Origin of the sequence: Leptospira yanagawae serovar Saopaulo str. Sao Paulo = ATCC 700523, from assembly GCF_000332475.2 — a bacterium.
GTDB lineage: Bacteria > Spirochaetota > Leptospiria > Leptospirales > Leptospiraceae > Leptospira_A > Leptospira_A yanagawae.
Map to the genome: position 1 here is coordinate 964,990 of NZ_AOGX02000015.1, position 15,546 is coordinate 980,535.

A 15,546-nucleotide genomic window follows, 5' to 3' on the forward strand; every position below is an offset into this window, starting at 1 on the left:
CTGTTGATTTATTTTCGCCATTCTTTAGTTTTGATCCTACTTGTATGAAGCCGATCCAAAAAATACTTATCGCCAATCGAGGCGAAATTGCCGTTAGAGTCATTCGCACAGCCAAAAGAATGGGGATAAAAACAGTTGCTGTTTATTCAGATCCTGATGCAAACAGTTTGTTTGTTCGCTCCGCAGATGAGGCTTATCCATTAGGTGGGACTGATGCCCGTTCTTCTTATTTAAATGTGGATAAAGTGATCGAAGCATGCCTCACCACAGGAGCAGATGCAGTTCACCCAGGGTATGGATTTTTATCGGAAAACACAACATTTGCTAAAAAATTAGAACAAAATGGGATTCGGTTCATCGGCCCGAAACCACATTCGATAGAAGCTATGGGAGACAAAATCGGCTCACGCGTGTTAGTTGCAAAAAACGGTGTACCGGTAGTTCCGGGATACGAAGGGGAGTCCCAAGAAATGTCTGTTTTCAAAACAGAAGCGGCAAAAATAGGATACCCGATCATGGCCAAAGCAAGTGCTGGTGGTGGTGGGAAGGGCATGCGCCGTATCGATACTCCGGAGGAATTAGAAGCTGGGATATTATCGGCAAAACGGGAAGCGATGTCTTCTTTTGGTGATGACCGCATTTTATTAGAAAAGTACATTGTGAACCCAAGGCATGTTGAGTTTCAAATCTTCGGCGACACAAAAGGAAACATCATCCATTTACATGAAAGGGACTGTTCCTTACAAAGAAGGCACCAAAAGGTTGTGGAAGAAACGCCAGCCCCAAATTTCCCATCCCAACTCAAATCCAAAATGGCAGAAGCAGCGATTCTCGCTGGCAAGTCTGTTCAATACGAAGGAGCTGGAACCGTTGAATTCATATTAGGTGAATCAGGTGAATTTTATTTTTTAGAGATGAACACTCGGTTACAAGTAGAACATCCCGTCACAGAAATGACAACTGGACTGGATTTAGTAGAATGGCAAATACGTGTTTGTCAAGGAGAGCCTCTACCTTCACTCGAAACACCAGCTCAAAAAGGACATGCACTAGAAGTCAGAATTTATGCAGAAGATCCCAAAGAAGGTTTTTTGCCATCCATAGGAAAAATCCATCATTTGTCTTTTCCTACGCGTGAAGACTTACGGATTGACTCAGGAGTTGTCACGGGATCTGAAATCACCATGTATTATGATCCTATGATTGCCAAACTCATTGTTTGGGGAGAAGATCGTTTAACGGCGATTCAGCGATTGATGGAATGTTTATCGGAGACCATTGTGTTCGGTCCCAAAACGAACTTACAATTTTTACAAAAATTGGTTTCCACCGATGAATTTGCGAAAGGACATGTTTCCACTCATTTCATTGCCGACAAAGAGTCCGAACTTTTAAAAGAAAACAACAAAGAAGAAATGAAATACGCATTGGCAGGACTTTTTTTCTCCCATGTGGAAGTGAAAAACCCTTGGAAGGCGAAGGTAAACTAAAATGGATTACAGATTCGAATCAAAACAAGCCCCTGTCTCCGTAAACGTAAGTGGAGATCGCATTCGTGTTCGTCTGGGCGGTGAAACCTTCCAAATCCAAACAGATGTTATCGTAGACGGATTCAAACCAAACGAATCAAATTTATCCACCGTACAGATGAAAGACGGTTCTCTCCTGAAATTTATGAAAGTGAGAAACGAAGTATTTTTCCATTGGAATGGGGAGACTTGGAGTGCTAAACTTGCAGAACGATCATATGAACTTGCAGGCCAAACCTCTCCCGAAATCAAAAGCCCTATGCCAGGGAAAGTCGTACAAATTTCTACGGCAGTCGGAAGCGAACACAGTATAGGGGAAACGTTGTTAATTTTGGAAGCAATGAAAATGGAAAATGCGATTAAGGCTCCATACCGATGCCGAGTGGAAGAGATTCGGAAACAATCGGGAGATTTGGTCCAACAAGATGAGGTCCTCCTCATTTTACACAGAATCGAAGCGGAAATAACATAAATTTCCGAATCTATTTGACATATTTTTCAAATTTCCCACCATAAGGCAGTTTCTTTGGCGAATAGGTAGAGAATGTACAATTCCATTTTAAGAAGTTTGATACTTCTGTTATTTTTTTTCCTGGTATCGGGTCTGTCTGCTCAGGAAAGACAACCGCGAACCGACCTTCCGTTCGAAATCTCTGAAAAAAAGAGGTTAAGCGAACGAGATTTCAAAAATAAAAAAGAGGGTGGTTACTTTACAGGGCTCCCTCTCATCAACTCTGATCCAAACGTAGGGATTGGCTTTGGGGCAAGGGTTTTGTATTTCTATAATGGAAATCGAACTTCTCCTATGTTTGAATACACTCCGTATCGTGTCCGGGTATTTGCTCAGTATTTTAATACCACAAAACGGGCACCATACCACCAGTTGAGTTTGGATGCACCTTATATCTTTGACACCAAATGGCGATTACGTGCCGATTTAGTGTATGAAAGGAACCCAAATTCCTTGTATTTTGGTTTTGGAGAAGGAACCCTCCAACCTCTTTCCTATTTAGAAAGGAATGATCCCAATGGTCGAATCCGAAGGAATGCACCCTTCGCTGATTATGAAGATAACTTAAGTTATAGAAGGCCAGGGGATGCTGGAGTTGGCGAAGCACCAGTTGTCAGTGATAACAAATACAATCGTTACGACATTGAAAACCCTAACTTTAGTACATCGGGGGAATATTCCTTTTTCGGAGGAACCCTCCGTGCAGTGACCGGGATTCGATTATCCAAACAAATCATTCGTACCTTTGATGGTAGATACAATAATGCCTACTTAGGACCAGCGGATGGAATTTTAGGATTTTTGGATACGGACCGAACATTTGGAACTCCTCAAGGGGAAACCAAATTAACCCGAGATGACAAAGACGGAAAGATCCGAGGGATTAACGGAGGTTATACAAATACCATTCGAGCTGGTATTGTGTATGATACTCGTGATTTTGAGCCAGATCCTAACCGCGGTTTGTTTTTAGAATACACTCACGAACGTTCGACAAAAGCCATTGGTTCGACTTCCGAGTTCAACAAAAACCTTGTGTCAGGTCGTATTTTTATGAGCCCGGTCACTTGGTTTACAAACAAACCACCAGAGATTTTGGAGAAGTTTGTTCTCGCGGCTCGTGGAACCATGGTCCAAACAAACGGTGATGCTCCTTTCTACGAATACCGTAACATGTGGGGAACGGAAGTGAACCAATCAGGTCTCGGTGGAAGGACAACCATTCGTGGTTACAAACAAGATCGATTTGTTGGCCAAACCATGGCGTATGCTAACTTTGAAATTCGTTGGAAGTTTGCCGAAGCTGAATTTTGGGGGCAACATTTTGACTTCCAATTGGTTCCCTTTTATGATGTAGGACGAGTTTGGGATCGCACACAAGATGCAAACTTAAAAAACTACAAACACTCTAGGGGTATAGGATTACGGATTCCTTGGAACCAAGCAACTGTTATCTACTTTGATTACGCAGTATCAAAAGAAGATAGGCAATTATTTGTTAACTTTAACCATATATTCTAAAGGAGAGCCATAAGATTATGAAAATACTTCATTCCTGTTTTGCTCTTTTGGCCTTATCTTTTTTCATCAATTGTGAAATGAAACCCGTAGAGGATGTCTACGGTTTAAGCCCAGAAGAAACCAACCAACTGATTGCAGGCCTCATTGCAAACCAAAGTTTACGTGACAATGGCAATGGAACCATATCAGACCCAGTTGCTAATTTAGTTTGGCAAAAATGTACCCATGGACAAGTTTTCCGCGCAGGATTTAACGATTGTTTGGGGGCACCTCAAGGTTCTCTTTTCAATCCAAATGACGTAAATCGTGCAGGTGCTATCCAAGTTGCGTTTTGTGATTCGAAAACACATGCATGTAACTCGATTTCGTACCCACAGGTGATCCAGGGCACGTCTTCGATTTCCATCGCTGGATCGAGTGAGTTGTTTGCAGCTTGCCAAAATAGCAATTTTTTAGGTGCAACATGGCGTGTCCCAACTCCGCTTGAATACCAACGATTGGTCATTCCGGGTCGTGCGGCCACCTTACAGTATTTCCCATCTACCCAAGAAGAGGACTACTGGACTGCTTGGTCCAACCAAGATGATTTACCAGGGGAGACGGCTTTTGCGATTTCCTTTGACCGCCAATCCTACGGAGTCGAGCGCTCCGTTGTCAAAACACAAAGGAATTATGTCCGTTGTGTGAGACAAGGCCCATAGACTAAAAACAAACATTTTTCCCTCTCTCCCGATTCCAACGGGAGAGTTTTTCCTTTTCAAAAATCCAATTTCGTACTAATCTTTTCTTAAGACAAACCGAAGTACCCATTAGGTGGTGAGGTTTCCATGAGAATTGACGAGTCCACATTCAGTCGCATGAATGTCGATCTGCAAAAAGATCGAAGGGTGAACTATGTCGGTCATGGAAGATTAGAAAGTGCCCCCGAATCTTTATCAGCCCTCCATGTGATCTCACATGAACTTGGACACGCGCAAGAATTCAAAAACGAAGCATATCTCAAAGGACGAGAAGTCCAATCCGTCCATGTAAAAATTAACTACGAATTACGAGATGGTCGTATGGTTTCGGTGAGTGGGGAAACGGAAGCCGTTACCAGACCAAAATCGAAATCGGCCGAGGACCCAAGTTTAAGACCCTATTCAGACGGTAAGTCCATTCAAGACCTTTTCCAACAGAAAGAAGAAGATAAAAAAGAAACAAAAGATTCTTCTTTCGAAAAATCAGAACGGAACAACCCAAAAGAAATTCAGAAACGAAGTTACGAAAAAAACTTAGAAACCAAAATCAAGGAATTAGAAACTCGATTGGAATCCGAAAAAAGTAAAAAGTCTTCCGATGTTGCATCAACAGAACGTCAGAAGGAATTAGAGTCTGAGAAAAAAAGATTGGAAGAAGAAGTGCGGTTACTTCGCATCAAAGAACAATTAAAAGAAACTTTTGCCTTACTCACCGATTTTCGAAAAATGATGTCTTCCAATTTATTTGGAATGATCAACTACCAAGTGGATTCGCGTTACGGTTCTACATTGGATACTTTTGTTTGAACTCCCAGTGTCTCTAAAATAAATTCTTTTAATTCTCCCACACCCCTTCCAGTTGTTGCTGAAAGATAAAAGACTCTGAATGGAACTCCAATTTCATTCATGGCTCCCTCCATTTCTGTTCGCACTTTGTGTAACTCACTTTGATTGAGTTTGTCAATTTTCGTTCGAATTACAACAGGTTTGATTTTTTTTTCCATTGCCACTTCGATGGTGGACAATTCTTCCTCAGGAAAATCCCTTTGAGAATCACATAATATAAATAGTATTTTGAGTTGTTTCCAAGAGTTGAGAAATCCTTCCAATAGTTTCATCATTTCTTTATGTTCTTTATGAGATGCTTTTGAATAACCAAACCCAGGTAAGTCGATGAGGTTAAAACCAACTTTCGTTTTAAAGATATTGATCAGTTTTGTTTTGCCTGGAGTTCTGGAAACCTTTGCAAGACCTCTGTGGTTGGATAATGCATTGAGTAAACTTGATTTTCCAGAGTTGGACCTTCCCATAAATGCAATCGAAGGTACAGAATCCAATTCTTCTTTTTCTTCTAACTTAGCTATGGAAGTGAAGAATTTGGTTTCTGGAAATGGAATTTCTTTTGAATATTTATGCATCTAGATCATCTTTCCAAATAGATTCGTTTCGGATAATTCTTTTCGTTTTTGAAAAAGAGAGAAAATAAAATTTGGATGGGTTCGTTTTCAAAATACAGGATAGGAATGAATGTTCTTAGAAAAAAGGGAATTCCGTTTTCCCTCATACACTCGGAAATTTCCTTATTTCCTGAACGGATTTGGATTTTCTGCCCATGGTGCCACGAACCTAGGTGATACTTTGCATCTGGGTCATTCAGTTTAAAACGATTCTGGTTCCATTCAATGACTAAGTGGTTTCCATCGCGGTAAGAAACTGCTTTTTTGAAAGCCGGTGATTTTTTATCAATGATAAATAGATCACCAAACTTCGATTTGTATAAGTAACAGTTTTTATTTTCTAAAAATGCCCTTTCACCTTCGGATTGTAAATGGAAATTTTCAAATCCTGATCGATAAAGAGGATACATTCCTAAGAGTTTGAGGTAAAAATCGATCAGTTCTTTTTTTGCTGATAAACTGAGACTTACCCAAGTTTCGTGTGGAATTCGAAATAGATGGGGATGGTGTTGTGATATGTTTTTATTTTGTCCTTCAAATTGTAGATTGAGTTGGGACTTGTCATGGAAATTCCAATAGGTTTTATAAAAGTTCCACTTTTCTCTTTCTAAAATGGGAAGTAAATCCATACGGATTCTATTTCTTTTGTAAATGGGATCGGCATTGGATTCATCTTCAAAGATGCACATATGTGTTTCTACAAACTGATACAATTCTTTGAGTTCGGAATCTTCCAAAAATACTAACGGTAAAAAACGTTCCCCATCAAAAGGAGGAAGTGTATAAAAGGATTTTTTCCCGCCACCACGTGTTAGGTGTAAAAAAATTGATTCAGTATAATCTTTACAATGGTGTCCAGTGAGGATGATGGATGGGTATCTTTGGCTGATTTTTTTTAATTGGTGGTAACGAACGAGTCTACCAGTCTCTTCAAGACCTCGTCTTAATTTGAGAGAAAGTTTTGGGATTTTTTTTTTACAAAATGAAGTGGGAATCCAAAGCTTTTAACATAACTCTCCATTTCAGATTCTTGTTTTGTGATTTCACGGATTCCATGAGAGAGATAAAAAAGACGTGGTGTTTCAATATTGTATTTCTGTTTTATATAATGTAAAAATAAAACGAGGATACTCGAGTCCTTCCCACCTGAATACGACAAAAGAAAGTTGGTTTTATTCTCTCTCCAAAGCATTGGCAGTTGGTTTCCCATACGATGGAGCATGGATTCAAAATGTTTGGAAATCGAAGTGGGGATTTCAGGAATCATATCTTTCTCACTGCCACCATTGTGATATCATCGTGTTGTTCCTTTTCTTTGACAAATTCTTTTAAATCCAAATAAATTTTCTCCAAAATCTTTTTTGGTTCTAATTGGATGTTCGTTAGAAAACTTTTTTCTAAGTTTTCCTCACCAAATTGAGTTTCTTTTGCGTTTAATGCCTCAGTAACCCCATCTGTAAACAGTAAAATGGTATCTCCCGCACCAAATCGTAATTTTGATTCATTTCTAAAATGAGAGATGTCTGGGCTTATGCCCAAAATCACGCCACCAGTTTCGATTGATCGTAAAACTTTCGAACTTTCCTGGTAATGATAAAAACTACCATGGCCTGCCCCTGAGACTTCTACTTCACCTGAGATAAGATTCCATCGAATGAGGATCATACTCATAAATCTAGGTGTGATTGCTTCTTTATAACTGCTGTATAAGTAATTATTAATATCGTTTAAAATTTCCCAAGGTGAATCTTTGACACGAACCAATGAATGTAGAATGGTACGAACCGTTGCCATCACAAGCCCAGCTGCCACTCCCTTTCCACTTACATCTCCTATACAAACAAACAATTCATTTCTATTAGGTGATAGGATAAAATCATAATAGTCACCTCCGATCCCACGTGCAGGTACCATAAGACCGCCAAATGAAAACCCCTCGGCTTCAGGCGTTTTTCGTGGTAATAAATTACTTTGAATTTCCTTTGCAATTTCGATTTCTTTTTCCAATCGTTCTTTAATGGAAAGGTTTTGGTACAAACTTGAGTTTTCCATTGTAATTCTTGCAAGAGAAACAAATGCATTTAATGCTTCGATTTCTTCATGTGGAAAACGAGATTCCTGTTTAGATAAAATAAAAATACATATCGTTTGGTTTTCCAATTGGACAGGTACAATTATTGATTCTTTGCCCGTAATTCCAATATTTTTCAGAACTAAGTTTTCTGAAGGGTTAACTGTTGTAATTTCTCGACCCATTGCCAATGGAATGATTTCTTCAGTTTCAACAGAATCTGTTTGTGTTTTGAGTTCATAATTATCGATATCGCGGTATACTTTGAATACTTTGGCTTTAGATGTGTTCGGTGGAATTTCAACTAAACATGAAATTGATAAATCTACGATACCAGACAAGGTTAATAGGATCATCCTTATCATCTCATTGTGGTTATTGAGATAAAGTTGGCTTAAAGTAAGCGCTGCAGTGTGCAAACTTTTAAAATGTTTTGATTGATTTTTTGATTTAAAAAACAATAAAGAGTTACGTAATGATACAGCAAATTGACCGACAACAATTTTTAAAATTTCTTCGTCTTCAATATAATCAAAACTATTTTCATCATCATAATCTATGGTAATCATACCAACGGCGATGCCAGCATATAAAATTGGTAATACTAACTGTGATTTGGTGCCCGTAAGTTTTGAATAAAAAGAGTAAAATGGATGTGATTGGTCGCTGAATTTATAAAAACAAGGTTCTCTTTTTGCCATCGCTTCAATTAAAATTCCATAACTCAAATCGTAATCCAACGTGATTCGTTTGATGGCTCGTTCTAAGTGTTTTTGTTTAGAGTAATAATTTGCTAGTTTAATCTCACCTAACTCAAGATTGATAATGAAAATCGCAATTTTATCTCGTTTGAGTCGATCGGAGATGAGTTCGCTGAATCGAAACATCAAATCTTCGAGACCAAGGCTTGAATTAAATAAAGATAGGTTTTCTAAGAGGAATTCTGTTTTTTCGACGGAGTTGAGAACGTTTTTCCCCACTCGTGGGATTTTGCGTTTTTCTAAGATCCATTCTCTTTGGCAGGTCTGGCAAAAAAAACGACCTTGTTTTGTCATCCCACTGGGAACCCGAGGTTCGGCGCAGAGCAAACAAATCCGTTCAAATTCAGTTTCCTCATTCATCCCAAGCCAGGGTATCCGATTTCTTTTTTGGTATGCTACAAGAATTTCGTTCCTAACCAAGAAACCTGGTACGATTCATGCTTAATCTATAAGCAAATGTTGTTTTTTCTGCTGAAACTGAAAGGAAGGCGAGTGAAATGATGAAAAATTCATTTATTTGTTTGCTTATAGTACATTATGATCAAGATTTAAGCAAAATGGTTCTGTCTTCCTTTCCAGCAATCCGTAACGACCAAGAGCAAAACCTATGAGCACGAAGAAATTCAATCCCATCCAATCCATTCACGACGTTGCCACTGCTATGAATTCCACCCAGGACCCGGACGGTCTTTTGGAGTTGATTTTGGATCGTTGCATCCAAATTTGTGGGGTCGAATCTGGATCCCTTATGCTCATCGATGAAAAACAAAGTGTAATAGATGCAGTCACTTCTAGGGGGATGAACCAGCAGTTACTCCGAGAAACCAAACTTAAAATTGGTCAGGGGATAACTGGTATGGCCGCTTCCACCGGAAAAGCAAAATTGGTGAATGATGTCTCAAAAGATCCTGATTATATCCAAGTAAAGGAAGAGATCAAATCAGAGTTAGTTGCCCCCATGATAGTAGAAGATGATATCATCGGTGTTATCTCTCTTGACTCTAACCGTTTGAATGCATTCACACCAGAGATGTTGGAAATTGTAAGTGTACTTGCCAACCAAGCAGGACAAATTTTTAAAAATTTACAAACAATTCGATCTCTTGAACAAAGAACGAAAATTCAGGCCACTCTGATTGAAATCTCTAAAGTTGTAAGTTCCACCTTGGATCAAAATGAAGTGTTTGATTCGATTATGGTAACTATGGAAAAATCACTTCGTTTGGAAAAAGGAAGTATTGTCTTATTTAATAAAGAAGAAGCTTTGTTACGAATTGTTGCTGCTTCTGGACTTTCACCGGAAGAAATCGAAAAGGGTACATACCAACCAGGTGAGGGAATTACAGGAAAAGTATTTGAATCTGGTGAACCAATCATCATTGAATCAGTTGCAACTCATCCAGACTTTTTAAATCGAGTTGGTTATTTATCTCATTTTAAACATGATCCACATAACGTGAGTTTGCTTTGCGCTCCGATTCTTAGTGAACAAACCACATTAGGGGTTGTGAATGCATTTATTGTTCAGAATAAACACACAGATTTGAAATCATTTTTAGATTTTTTACAAGTTGTTGCATCCATCATATCTCAATCCATAAAAATTCAAAACCTTGTTGAAGAGGCTAAAAAAGAAATCTCTCGCGAGAATATCCAATTGAAGAGAGAACTAAAGAATAAATATAAGTTTGGTTCTCTTATCGGAAAAGCTGCAAGTATGGAAAAGATGTTTGAAAAAATTCAGTTGGTCGCTGATTCAAGAGCATCAGTTCTCATTACTGGAGAATCGGGAACAGGTAAAGAAATGATTGCCAATGCAATCCATTACAACAGTTCTCGATCTGAAAATCCATTCATCAAAATTAACTGTGCGGCAATACCTGAAAACCTATTGGAAAGTGAATTGTTCGGTCACAAAAAAGGTTCCTTCACAGGCGCTGTGACAGATAAAAAAGGAAAGTTTGAATTGGCAGATACAGGAACGATTTTCCTTGATGAAATCGGAGAAATGGATTTAAATTTACAATCCAAACTACTTCGAGTGCTTCAAGAAAGAGAAATTGAAGCGATTGGTTCCACCAAAGCAAAGAAAGTTGATGTTAGGATTATCGCTGCAACAAACGCCGAATTGGAACAGTTAGTTGCTGAAAAGAAATTTCGAGCAGATTTGTTTTATCGATTGAATGTTGTAAAAATCAACACACCACCGCTTCGTGATCGAGTAGAAGATATCCCTCTTCTTATGAATCACTTTTTGGAAAAATATACGAAAGACAATAACAAGTCAATCAAAGGGATTTCACGTGAGGCATCTAAACTTCTACTTAAATATCGTTGGCCTGGAAACGTACGTGAATTGGAAAACGTCATAGAACGAGCAGTTGTATTAGCCCAAGACGAAATCTTAAACGAAGAAGATTTTTCTGATATTATATCCAATATGGATGAAATCCCAGAAAACACAGTGGAAGTTTCACATCCAAATCATGTGGAAGCAGTGAATGGGGCAGAACCATTGGATTTGGGTTCAGGGCGTCTCACGTCTGGTCAATTAGATGGTTTGGATGGACGTGCTATGGAAATTGTAGTGAGTGAAGTTGAATCTCGACTCATCCAATATGCGATGAAAAAATTTCGTTATACCAAAACAAGAGTGGCGAAGTTTTTGGGAATCAATCGAAACACTTTAGATAAAAAAATCAAAGAATTAAATATCGAATACTAAACATTGTGAGAGATATAATCAAATTTCACAATGAATCGATGAACATTGAATCATACATGAACAATGTTTGGAAAACTTAAAATTTTTAATTTTTAAGATGCTTAAATATGCGAACATTTGTTGGTGTGTTGGGTCTGGAAAATGATTCAAATGGTGAGTTGGACCTGTAATGATATCATCTTCAAGGCTTAAATGTAGGTATTCTTTTGCAGAACCTACGGCCTCAGACAAACTTTTCCCATGTGCCAAAAAGGAAGTAATGGCTGCCGAATACGTACATCCTGTACCGTGAGTGTGTTTTCCCTTCAGGTAGGGTTTTGAAAATTCAAAAATTGAGTTTCCATCAAAGAGAACATCTGTTGCCATACTTGCATTGGGAAGGTGACCACCTTTTAACAAAATAGGTATATTGTATTTTTGGAATAATTTTTTTGCCATTGGAACCAATTGGTCATATTGATTGATGGTTTCGCCGAGTAAAAGAGACGCCTCATCTAAATTAGGTGTGATGATTTTTGCCAAAGGGATAAGGTCTTCGGTAAGTGATTGGATCGCATCATCACGCAAAAGTTTTGCACCACTCGTTGCTACCATGACAGGATCTAACACCAATTGGATATCTGGATTTTCATAAAAGAAAACACTCACTGCTTTGATGATGTCCTTAGAATACAACATCCCAGTTTTGGCAGCTTTGATTGGAAAAAAATTGGAAACTGTTTGGAGTTGGTTGGATACAAACTCAGGTGAAATTTCATAAATTCCTGTGACCCCATCAGGATTTTGTGCTGTGAGGCAGGTAAACACGGTGGTTCCAAAAGTAGCAAGGGAAGAAAAGGTTTTGAGATCTGCTTGGACTCCCGCACCTCCACCAGAATCGGAACCAGCGATCGTAAGTGTAATTGGGTATTCTTTTTTCATATTATGGAAACCATCCGTACTTGCCAAAATCCAACTGATCATCTCCTAAAGCAAAGAAAACACCTTCAGACTGTAAGATTTTTCTTTGTAAATCTGCTCGCAATACATCTCCTTTAAACGAAATCCTTCCTTGGCGATTGATCACACGTTGCCAGGGGATTTCAGACTCCCTATCTTTTTTTAATGAATTGAGTGCATACCCAACAGCTCTCGCTGCCCTTGGATTTCCAAGTAATAAGGCAATATGTCCATAAGTAGTGACTTTACCTTTTGGAATTTTTTTTACCACCTGATAAACGGATTCATAAAAATTCGGACTTTTCGAATTAGCGGTGTTCATTGAATTTGGAATTATCTACAAATGATTTTTCGTTTTTGTAAACACATTTTCCAAAATTAAAACAATGAAATTAACTGAATACGCAAAACATTTGTTACTTGCTCCTAATTTGGAAGATAAGTTATTGCCTCCTTCAAAACATTGGGATGAAGAAGTAGATGTCACTTCTCTTCGTATTGAAAAACCGATTAGAAATCCTAACATTCAGTTCTCAGACAAAAAAATAAAAATCCCTAGACTCGAACATTTGAATTTAGAATCAAATCGAGGGTTAACACTCCACCATTTTGCAAATCATGAATTAATGGCAATTGAACTATTTGCTTGGGCTATATTAGCATTTCCATATGCACCAAAATCAATTCGAAATGGATGGATCAAAACCATTGAAGAGGAACAAATTCATTTGAAAATGTACATCAATCGAATGAATGATTTTGGCATCCAATTTGGAGATATCCCGTTAAATTATATCTTTTGGAAACAGCTAAAACAATTTGATAGTGTGGAGTCTTTCTCTGCAGTGATGTCATTATCATTTGAAGGTGCAAACTTGGACTATTCACAAGTATATGCGAAAGTATTTTCGTTTTATGGTGACAAACTAACATCGGATATCATGTTATATATCTTTGAAGACGAAGTGAAACATGTGAAACGAGGTGTTCGTGCTTTTGAAAAGTCAATTCCTGGAGATAAAAATTCTTGGGAACATTATTTATCTTTAATACAATTTCCATTCACACCAAGAAGAGCCAAAGGTTATTTGTATTTTCCGGAAACTCGAAGTTTAGCAGGATTAGATCCTCAGTTTATCAAAAACTTGGAAAACTATGAAGATGAATATACAGGACGAGTGAATTTGGAATCGGTCAAAAAATTTGGACTTGGTCCTGAACTAATGCGTAAAAACAGGCTTGATTCTCAATCCAATTCGGATTAGGATTTCTGGAGAAGGTGGCTATGAAAGTTAAAATACTTTTGAGTTTAGGATTGATCTTTGTATCTTTCGGATTTGTACTAAATGCCGAGAAAAAAGCAAAGTCTGTAAAAGAAATGAATCTCCATGATTTTATGGAAGAATACACAAAACCAGCAACCAAGTTGTATGACAAAAAGGATAACGCTGATTACCTCAATAAAATTCTTGAGAAAGTCCCTGACATGGCGCCCGAAGACCAAAAAGCAGAATGGAAAGAAATCATCGACGCAAAACTAGCCGTAGGCAAACCAGATGAAACTTGTAAGTCATGTCATACAAAGTTCAAAAAAGAGTACAAAAAGAACTATCGTAAAAAATTAATCCAAGTTCCTGAAGAATTATTAGGATTTCCAAAAGAGATCAAAGAATTACTCAAAAAATAAATCCTATTATCCGCTCTTCTGGAGCGGATTTTCATGATACTTCGAAACAAATTCATATTCTTTTTTTCTTCCATATCTTTCTGCTTTCTCTTCAATAATGCTCTAACTGCCATTGATTCTGAAGATTCTGCTTATAAAAAAGAAGCAAAAGAAGAGGTTTCGAATAGCGTACAAAATTCACCGAATGAAAGTAAGTCGGATGTAAATCACATCATACTTCCAAAAAGTCTAAAGTTTGGTGCGTTTATAGATACGTATTATTCTCATAATGCAAATCATCCTAATACAAAGGAACGTGCGTATACAACACAAGCTGTTCGTAATGATGAATTCAATATCAATTTAGGTTTTGTGGATGCTAAGTGGCAGGAAGAAAAAATCAGGGGAAGATTTGCTTTACAATTTGGAACTTCAGTTAACACCAATTATGCTGCAGAAAGCACTAAAGATATTAGTTCCAATCAAAACTCTGTAAAGCATATCCAAGAAGCATATGTTGGATTTAAGCTCACACAAAATACATGGTTGGATGCTGGTATTTATTTTGGACATATAGGCCACGAATCATGGATTTCTTCGGAGAATTGGAATTATACAAGGGCATTGGCACTTGATTATGTACCTTATTATTCATCTGGTGTGAGAACCACAACGAAATTCACTGATAAGTTCCAATTCCAATTCCACGTAATGAATGGGTGGCAAAACATTACGGATCAAAACAAAGACAAATCCATCGGTACACAATTCAAATACCAATTTACATCAAATTTTGCGATCATTGCCAATCAATTTGCGGGAAATGAAGCACCTGATTTTGAACGGAAACAAACTCGTTTTTATAATAATACAATTCTAGAATGGAAAGCACTGGATTGGTTGGCCTTTGCATTATCGGGAGATGTTGGGGTACAAAAGACAAAGGAATCATTGTCCTATGAACCTTGGTGGAAAGATGTAAACTCAGTTTTGCCCATTTACATCAGCCGTGAATCAAAAGTTTACAACCAGTGGTATCATGGAACATTTTGGACCAGTTTTCGTTATGAAGATCTCTTTCGTTTGAGTTTAAGACTCGAACGATTTTATGATCCAAAACAAGTATTAGCGCCAACCTATACTCGGAACGGATTTTTAACAAACGGATACACAGTCACATTTGATTTTTTACAATGGCAACCTGGGTTATTGAGGTTGGAAGCGATCCAAAGGGAATCCATGGATCCAGTTTTCGAAACGGACCAAAACAAAAGAACACGAGTAGAACGACTGTTTGTTGTCGCAGCCTCAATTCGAATCTGAGATTTGGTTGGAGATGAAAACTTGGGAATGTAAGAAGATGATTCATTCCGTTATGCTGAAACGAAACTAACTTTCAAAAAAACAATTTTCTGTAATGAAACAGAATGAAAGAAAGAAAGAAAGAATGAATGAATGAATGAATGAATGAATGAATGATTTAGAAATGATTTCTCATTCCTAAATCATATACATTTTGTGTGCTAAGTTTTTTTCCTTTTTTTTGAAGGTTTTTTCTTCTTTTGAGGAAGGGTTTCCTCATCCTCTTCTTCAAGAGGTTCTTCACTGAGTTCATTCACAAAATCA

General features: G+C 37.9%; 15 protein-coding genes. 9 read left to right on the forward strand and 6 right to left on the reverse strand.

The window, feature by feature from the left end; translation table 11 throughout:
* Window positions 1-44: 44 nt before the first annotated feature.
* The 5 genes from LEP1GSC202_RS08290 (at window position 45) to LEP1GSC202_RS08310 (ending at window position 5,108) form a co-directional block, all read left to right on the forward strand.
* Window positions 45-1,490, forward strand: a complete 1,446-nt coding sequence (locus LEP1GSC202_RS08290) for an acetyl-CoA carboxylase biotin carboxylase subunit (RefSeq protein ID WP_039928692.1) — start codon at window positions 45-47, stop codon at window positions 1,488-1,490.
* Between the two features lies 1 nt (window position 1,491).
* Complete coding sequence (locus tag LEP1GSC202_RS08295; RefSeq protein WP_015677001.1) at window positions 1,492-2,001, forward strand: acyl-CoA carboxylase biotin carboxyl carrier protein subunit; 510 nt, start codon at window positions 1,492-1,494, stop codon at window positions 1,999-2,001.
* A 72-nt stretch (window positions 2,002-2,073) separates the two neighbouring features.
* Window positions 2,074-3,561, forward strand: a complete 1,488-nt coding sequence (gene omp85, locus LEP1GSC202_RS08300) for an Omp85 family outer membrane protein (protein ID WP_015677120.1) — start codon at window positions 2,074-2,076, stop codon at window positions 3,559-3,561.
* 17 nt (window positions 3,562-3,578) lie between these two features.
* Window positions 3,579-4,262, forward strand: a complete 684-nt coding sequence (gene lsa25 / locus LEP1GSC202_RS08305) for a surface adhesin Lsa25 (RefSeq protein WP_015676786.1) — start codon at window positions 3,579-3,581, stop codon at window positions 4,260-4,262.
* Window positions 4,263-4,388: 126 nt separating this feature from the next.
* Window positions 4,389-5,108, forward strand: a complete 720-nt coding sequence (locus tag LEP1GSC202_RS08310; RefSeq protein ID WP_015677442.1) for a hypothetical protein — start codon at window positions 4,389-4,391, stop codon at window positions 5,106-5,108.
* On the opposite strand, the gene yihA is transcribed toward LEP1GSC202_RS08310, so the two are convergent.
* From yihA to LEP1GSC202_RS08330, 4 genes are read right to left on the reverse strand one after another with little or no spacing between them, the layout of a single operon-like run.
* Complete coding sequence (yihA, locus tag LEP1GSC202_RS08315) at window positions 5,078-5,719, reverse strand: ribosome biogenesis GTP-binding protein YihA/YsxC (RefSeq protein ID WP_015677247.1); 642 nt, start codon at window positions 5,717-5,719, stop codon at window positions 5,078-5,080. The two genes, LEP1GSC202_RS08310 and yihA, sit on opposite strands and share 31 nt — an antisense overlap.
* Before the next feature lie 5 nt (window positions 5,720-5,724).
* Window positions 5,725-6,726 (reverse strand): tRNA lysidine(34) synthetase, encoded by a 1,002-nt coding sequence (locus LEP1GSC202_RS08320; RefSeq protein WP_051125301.1) that lies wholly within the window; start codon window positions 6,724-6,726, stop codon window positions 5,725-5,727.
* On the reverse strand, window positions 6,702-7,025 hold the full coding sequence (locus tag LEP1GSC202_RS20380; protein ID WP_015677057.1) for a PP-loop family protein: 324 nt from the start codon (window positions 7,023-7,025) through the stop codon (window positions 6,702-6,704). Before LEP1GSC202_RS20380 ends, LEP1GSC202_RS08320 begins: the two co-directional genes overlap by 25 nt.
* Window positions 7,022-8,950, reverse strand: coding sequence for a GAF domain-containing SpoIIE family protein phosphatase (locus LEP1GSC202_RS08330; protein ID WP_015676538.1), 1,929 nt, complete (start codon window positions 8,948-8,950; stop codon window positions 7,022-7,024). The genes LEP1GSC202_RS20380 and LEP1GSC202_RS08330 overlap by 4 nt, the downstream gene beginning before the upstream one ends.
* A 301-nt stretch (window positions 8,951-9,251) precedes the next feature.
* Between LEP1GSC202_RS08330 and LEP1GSC202_RS08335 the strand changes: the two genes are divergently transcribed.
* On the forward strand, window positions 9,252-11,315 hold the full coding sequence (locus LEP1GSC202_RS08335) for a sigma-54-dependent Fis family transcriptional regulator (protein WP_039928694.1): 2,064 nt from the start codon (window positions 9,252-9,254) through the stop codon (window positions 11,313-11,315).
* An 18-nt stretch (window positions 11,316-11,333) separates the two neighbouring features.
* Here LEP1GSC202_RS08335 and thiD read toward each other — a convergent pair whose 3' ends face one another.
* Both thiD and LEP1GSC202_RS08345 read right to left on the reverse strand, forming a co-directional pair.
* The gene (gene thiD, locus LEP1GSC202_RS08340) at window positions 11,334-12,236 is read right to left on the reverse strand and encodes a bifunctional hydroxymethylpyrimidine kinase/phosphomethylpyrimidine kinase (RefSeq protein WP_015676973.1); all 903 of its coding nucleotides are present in this window, start codon (window positions 12,234-12,236) and stop codon (window positions 11,334-11,336) included.
* Window position 12,237: 1 nt separating this feature from the next.
* Window positions 12,238-12,576: an MGMT family protein gene (locus LEP1GSC202_RS08345; protein ID WP_039928399.1), complete on the reverse strand. Its 339-nt coding sequence runs from the start codon at window positions 12,574-12,576 to the stop codon at window positions 12,238-12,240.
* 64 nt (window positions 12,577-12,640) lie between these two features.
* Between LEP1GSC202_RS08345 and LEP1GSC202_RS08350 the strand changes: the two genes are divergently transcribed.
* The 3 genes from LEP1GSC202_RS08350 to LEP1GSC202_RS08360 are packed head-to-tail and all read left to right on the forward strand — an operon-like array spanning window position 12,641 to window position 15,243.
* On the forward strand, window positions 12,641-13,519 hold the full coding sequence (locus tag LEP1GSC202_RS08350; protein WP_015677163.1) for a DUF455 family protein: 879 nt from the start codon (window positions 12,641-12,643) through the stop codon (window positions 13,517-13,519).
* Window positions 13,520-13,539: 20 nt separating this feature from the next.
* Window positions 13,540-13,941, forward strand: coding sequence for a hypothetical protein (locus LEP1GSC202_RS08355; RefSeq protein WP_015676800.1), 402 nt, complete (start codon window positions 13,540-13,542; stop codon window positions 13,939-13,941).
* Between the two features lie 33 nt (window positions 13,942-13,974).
* Window positions 13,975-15,243 (forward strand): porin, encoded by a 1,269-nt coding sequence (locus tag LEP1GSC202_RS08360; RefSeq protein WP_015677195.1) that lies wholly within the window; start codon window positions 13,975-13,977, stop codon window positions 15,241-15,243.
* The last annotated feature ends 303 nt before the right edge of the window (window positions 15,244-15,546 follow it).

Bases quoted from the DNA above. Each gene is read 5' to 3' on its own strand.
- LEP1GSC202_RS08290 (WP_039928692.1), top strand. From the start codon at position 45: ATGAAGCCGATCCAAAAAATACTTATCGCCAATCGAGGCGAAATTGCC.
- LEP1GSC202_RS08295 (WP_015677001.1), top strand. From the start codon at position 1,492: ATGGATTACAGATTCGAATCAAAACAAGCCCCTGTCTCCGTAAACGTA.
- omp85 (WP_015677120.1), top strand. From the start codon at position 2,074: ATGTACAATTCCATTTTAAGAAGTTTGATACTTCTGTTATTTTTTTTC.
- lsa25 (WP_015676786.1), top strand. From the start codon at position 3,579: ATGAAAATACTTCATTCCTGTTTTGCTCTTTTGGCCTTATCTTTTTTC.
- LEP1GSC202_RS08310 (WP_015677442.1), top strand. From the start codon at position 4,389: ATGAGAATTGACGAGTCCACATTCAGTCGCATGAATGTCGATCTGCAA.
- yihA (WP_015677247.1), bottom strand. From the start codon at position 5,719: ATGCATAAATATTCAAAAGAAATTCCATTTCCAGAAACCAAATTCTTC.
- LEP1GSC202_RS20380 (WP_015677057.1), bottom strand. From the start codon at position 7,025: ATGATTCCTGAAATCCCCACTTCGATTTCCAAACATTTTGAATCCATG.
- LEP1GSC202_RS08330 (WP_015676538.1), bottom strand. From the start codon at position 8,950: ATGAATGAGGAAACTGAATTTGAACGGATTTGTTTGCTCTGCGCCGAA.
- LEP1GSC202_RS08335 (WP_039928694.1), top strand. From the start codon at position 9,252: ATGAATTCCACCCAGGACCCGGACGGTCTTTTGGAGTTGATTTTGGAT.
- thiD (WP_015676973.1), bottom strand. From the start codon at position 12,236: ATGAAAAAAGAATACCCAATTACACTTACGATCGCTGGTTCCGATTCT.
- LEP1GSC202_RS08345 (WP_039928399.1), bottom strand. From the start codon at position 12,576: ATGAACACCGCTAATTCGAAAAGTCCGAATTTTTATGAATCCGTTTAT.
- LEP1GSC202_RS08350 (WP_015677163.1), top strand. From the start codon at position 12,641: ATGAAATTAACTGAATACGCAAAACATTTGTTACTTGCTCCTAATTTG.
- LEP1GSC202_RS08355 (WP_015676800.1), top strand. From the start codon at position 13,540: ATGAAAGTTAAAATACTTTTGAGTTTAGGATTGATCTTTGTATCTTTC.
- LEP1GSC202_RS08360 (WP_015677195.1), top strand. From the start codon at position 13,975: ATGATACTTCGAAACAAATTCATATTCTTTTTTTCTTCCATATCTTTC.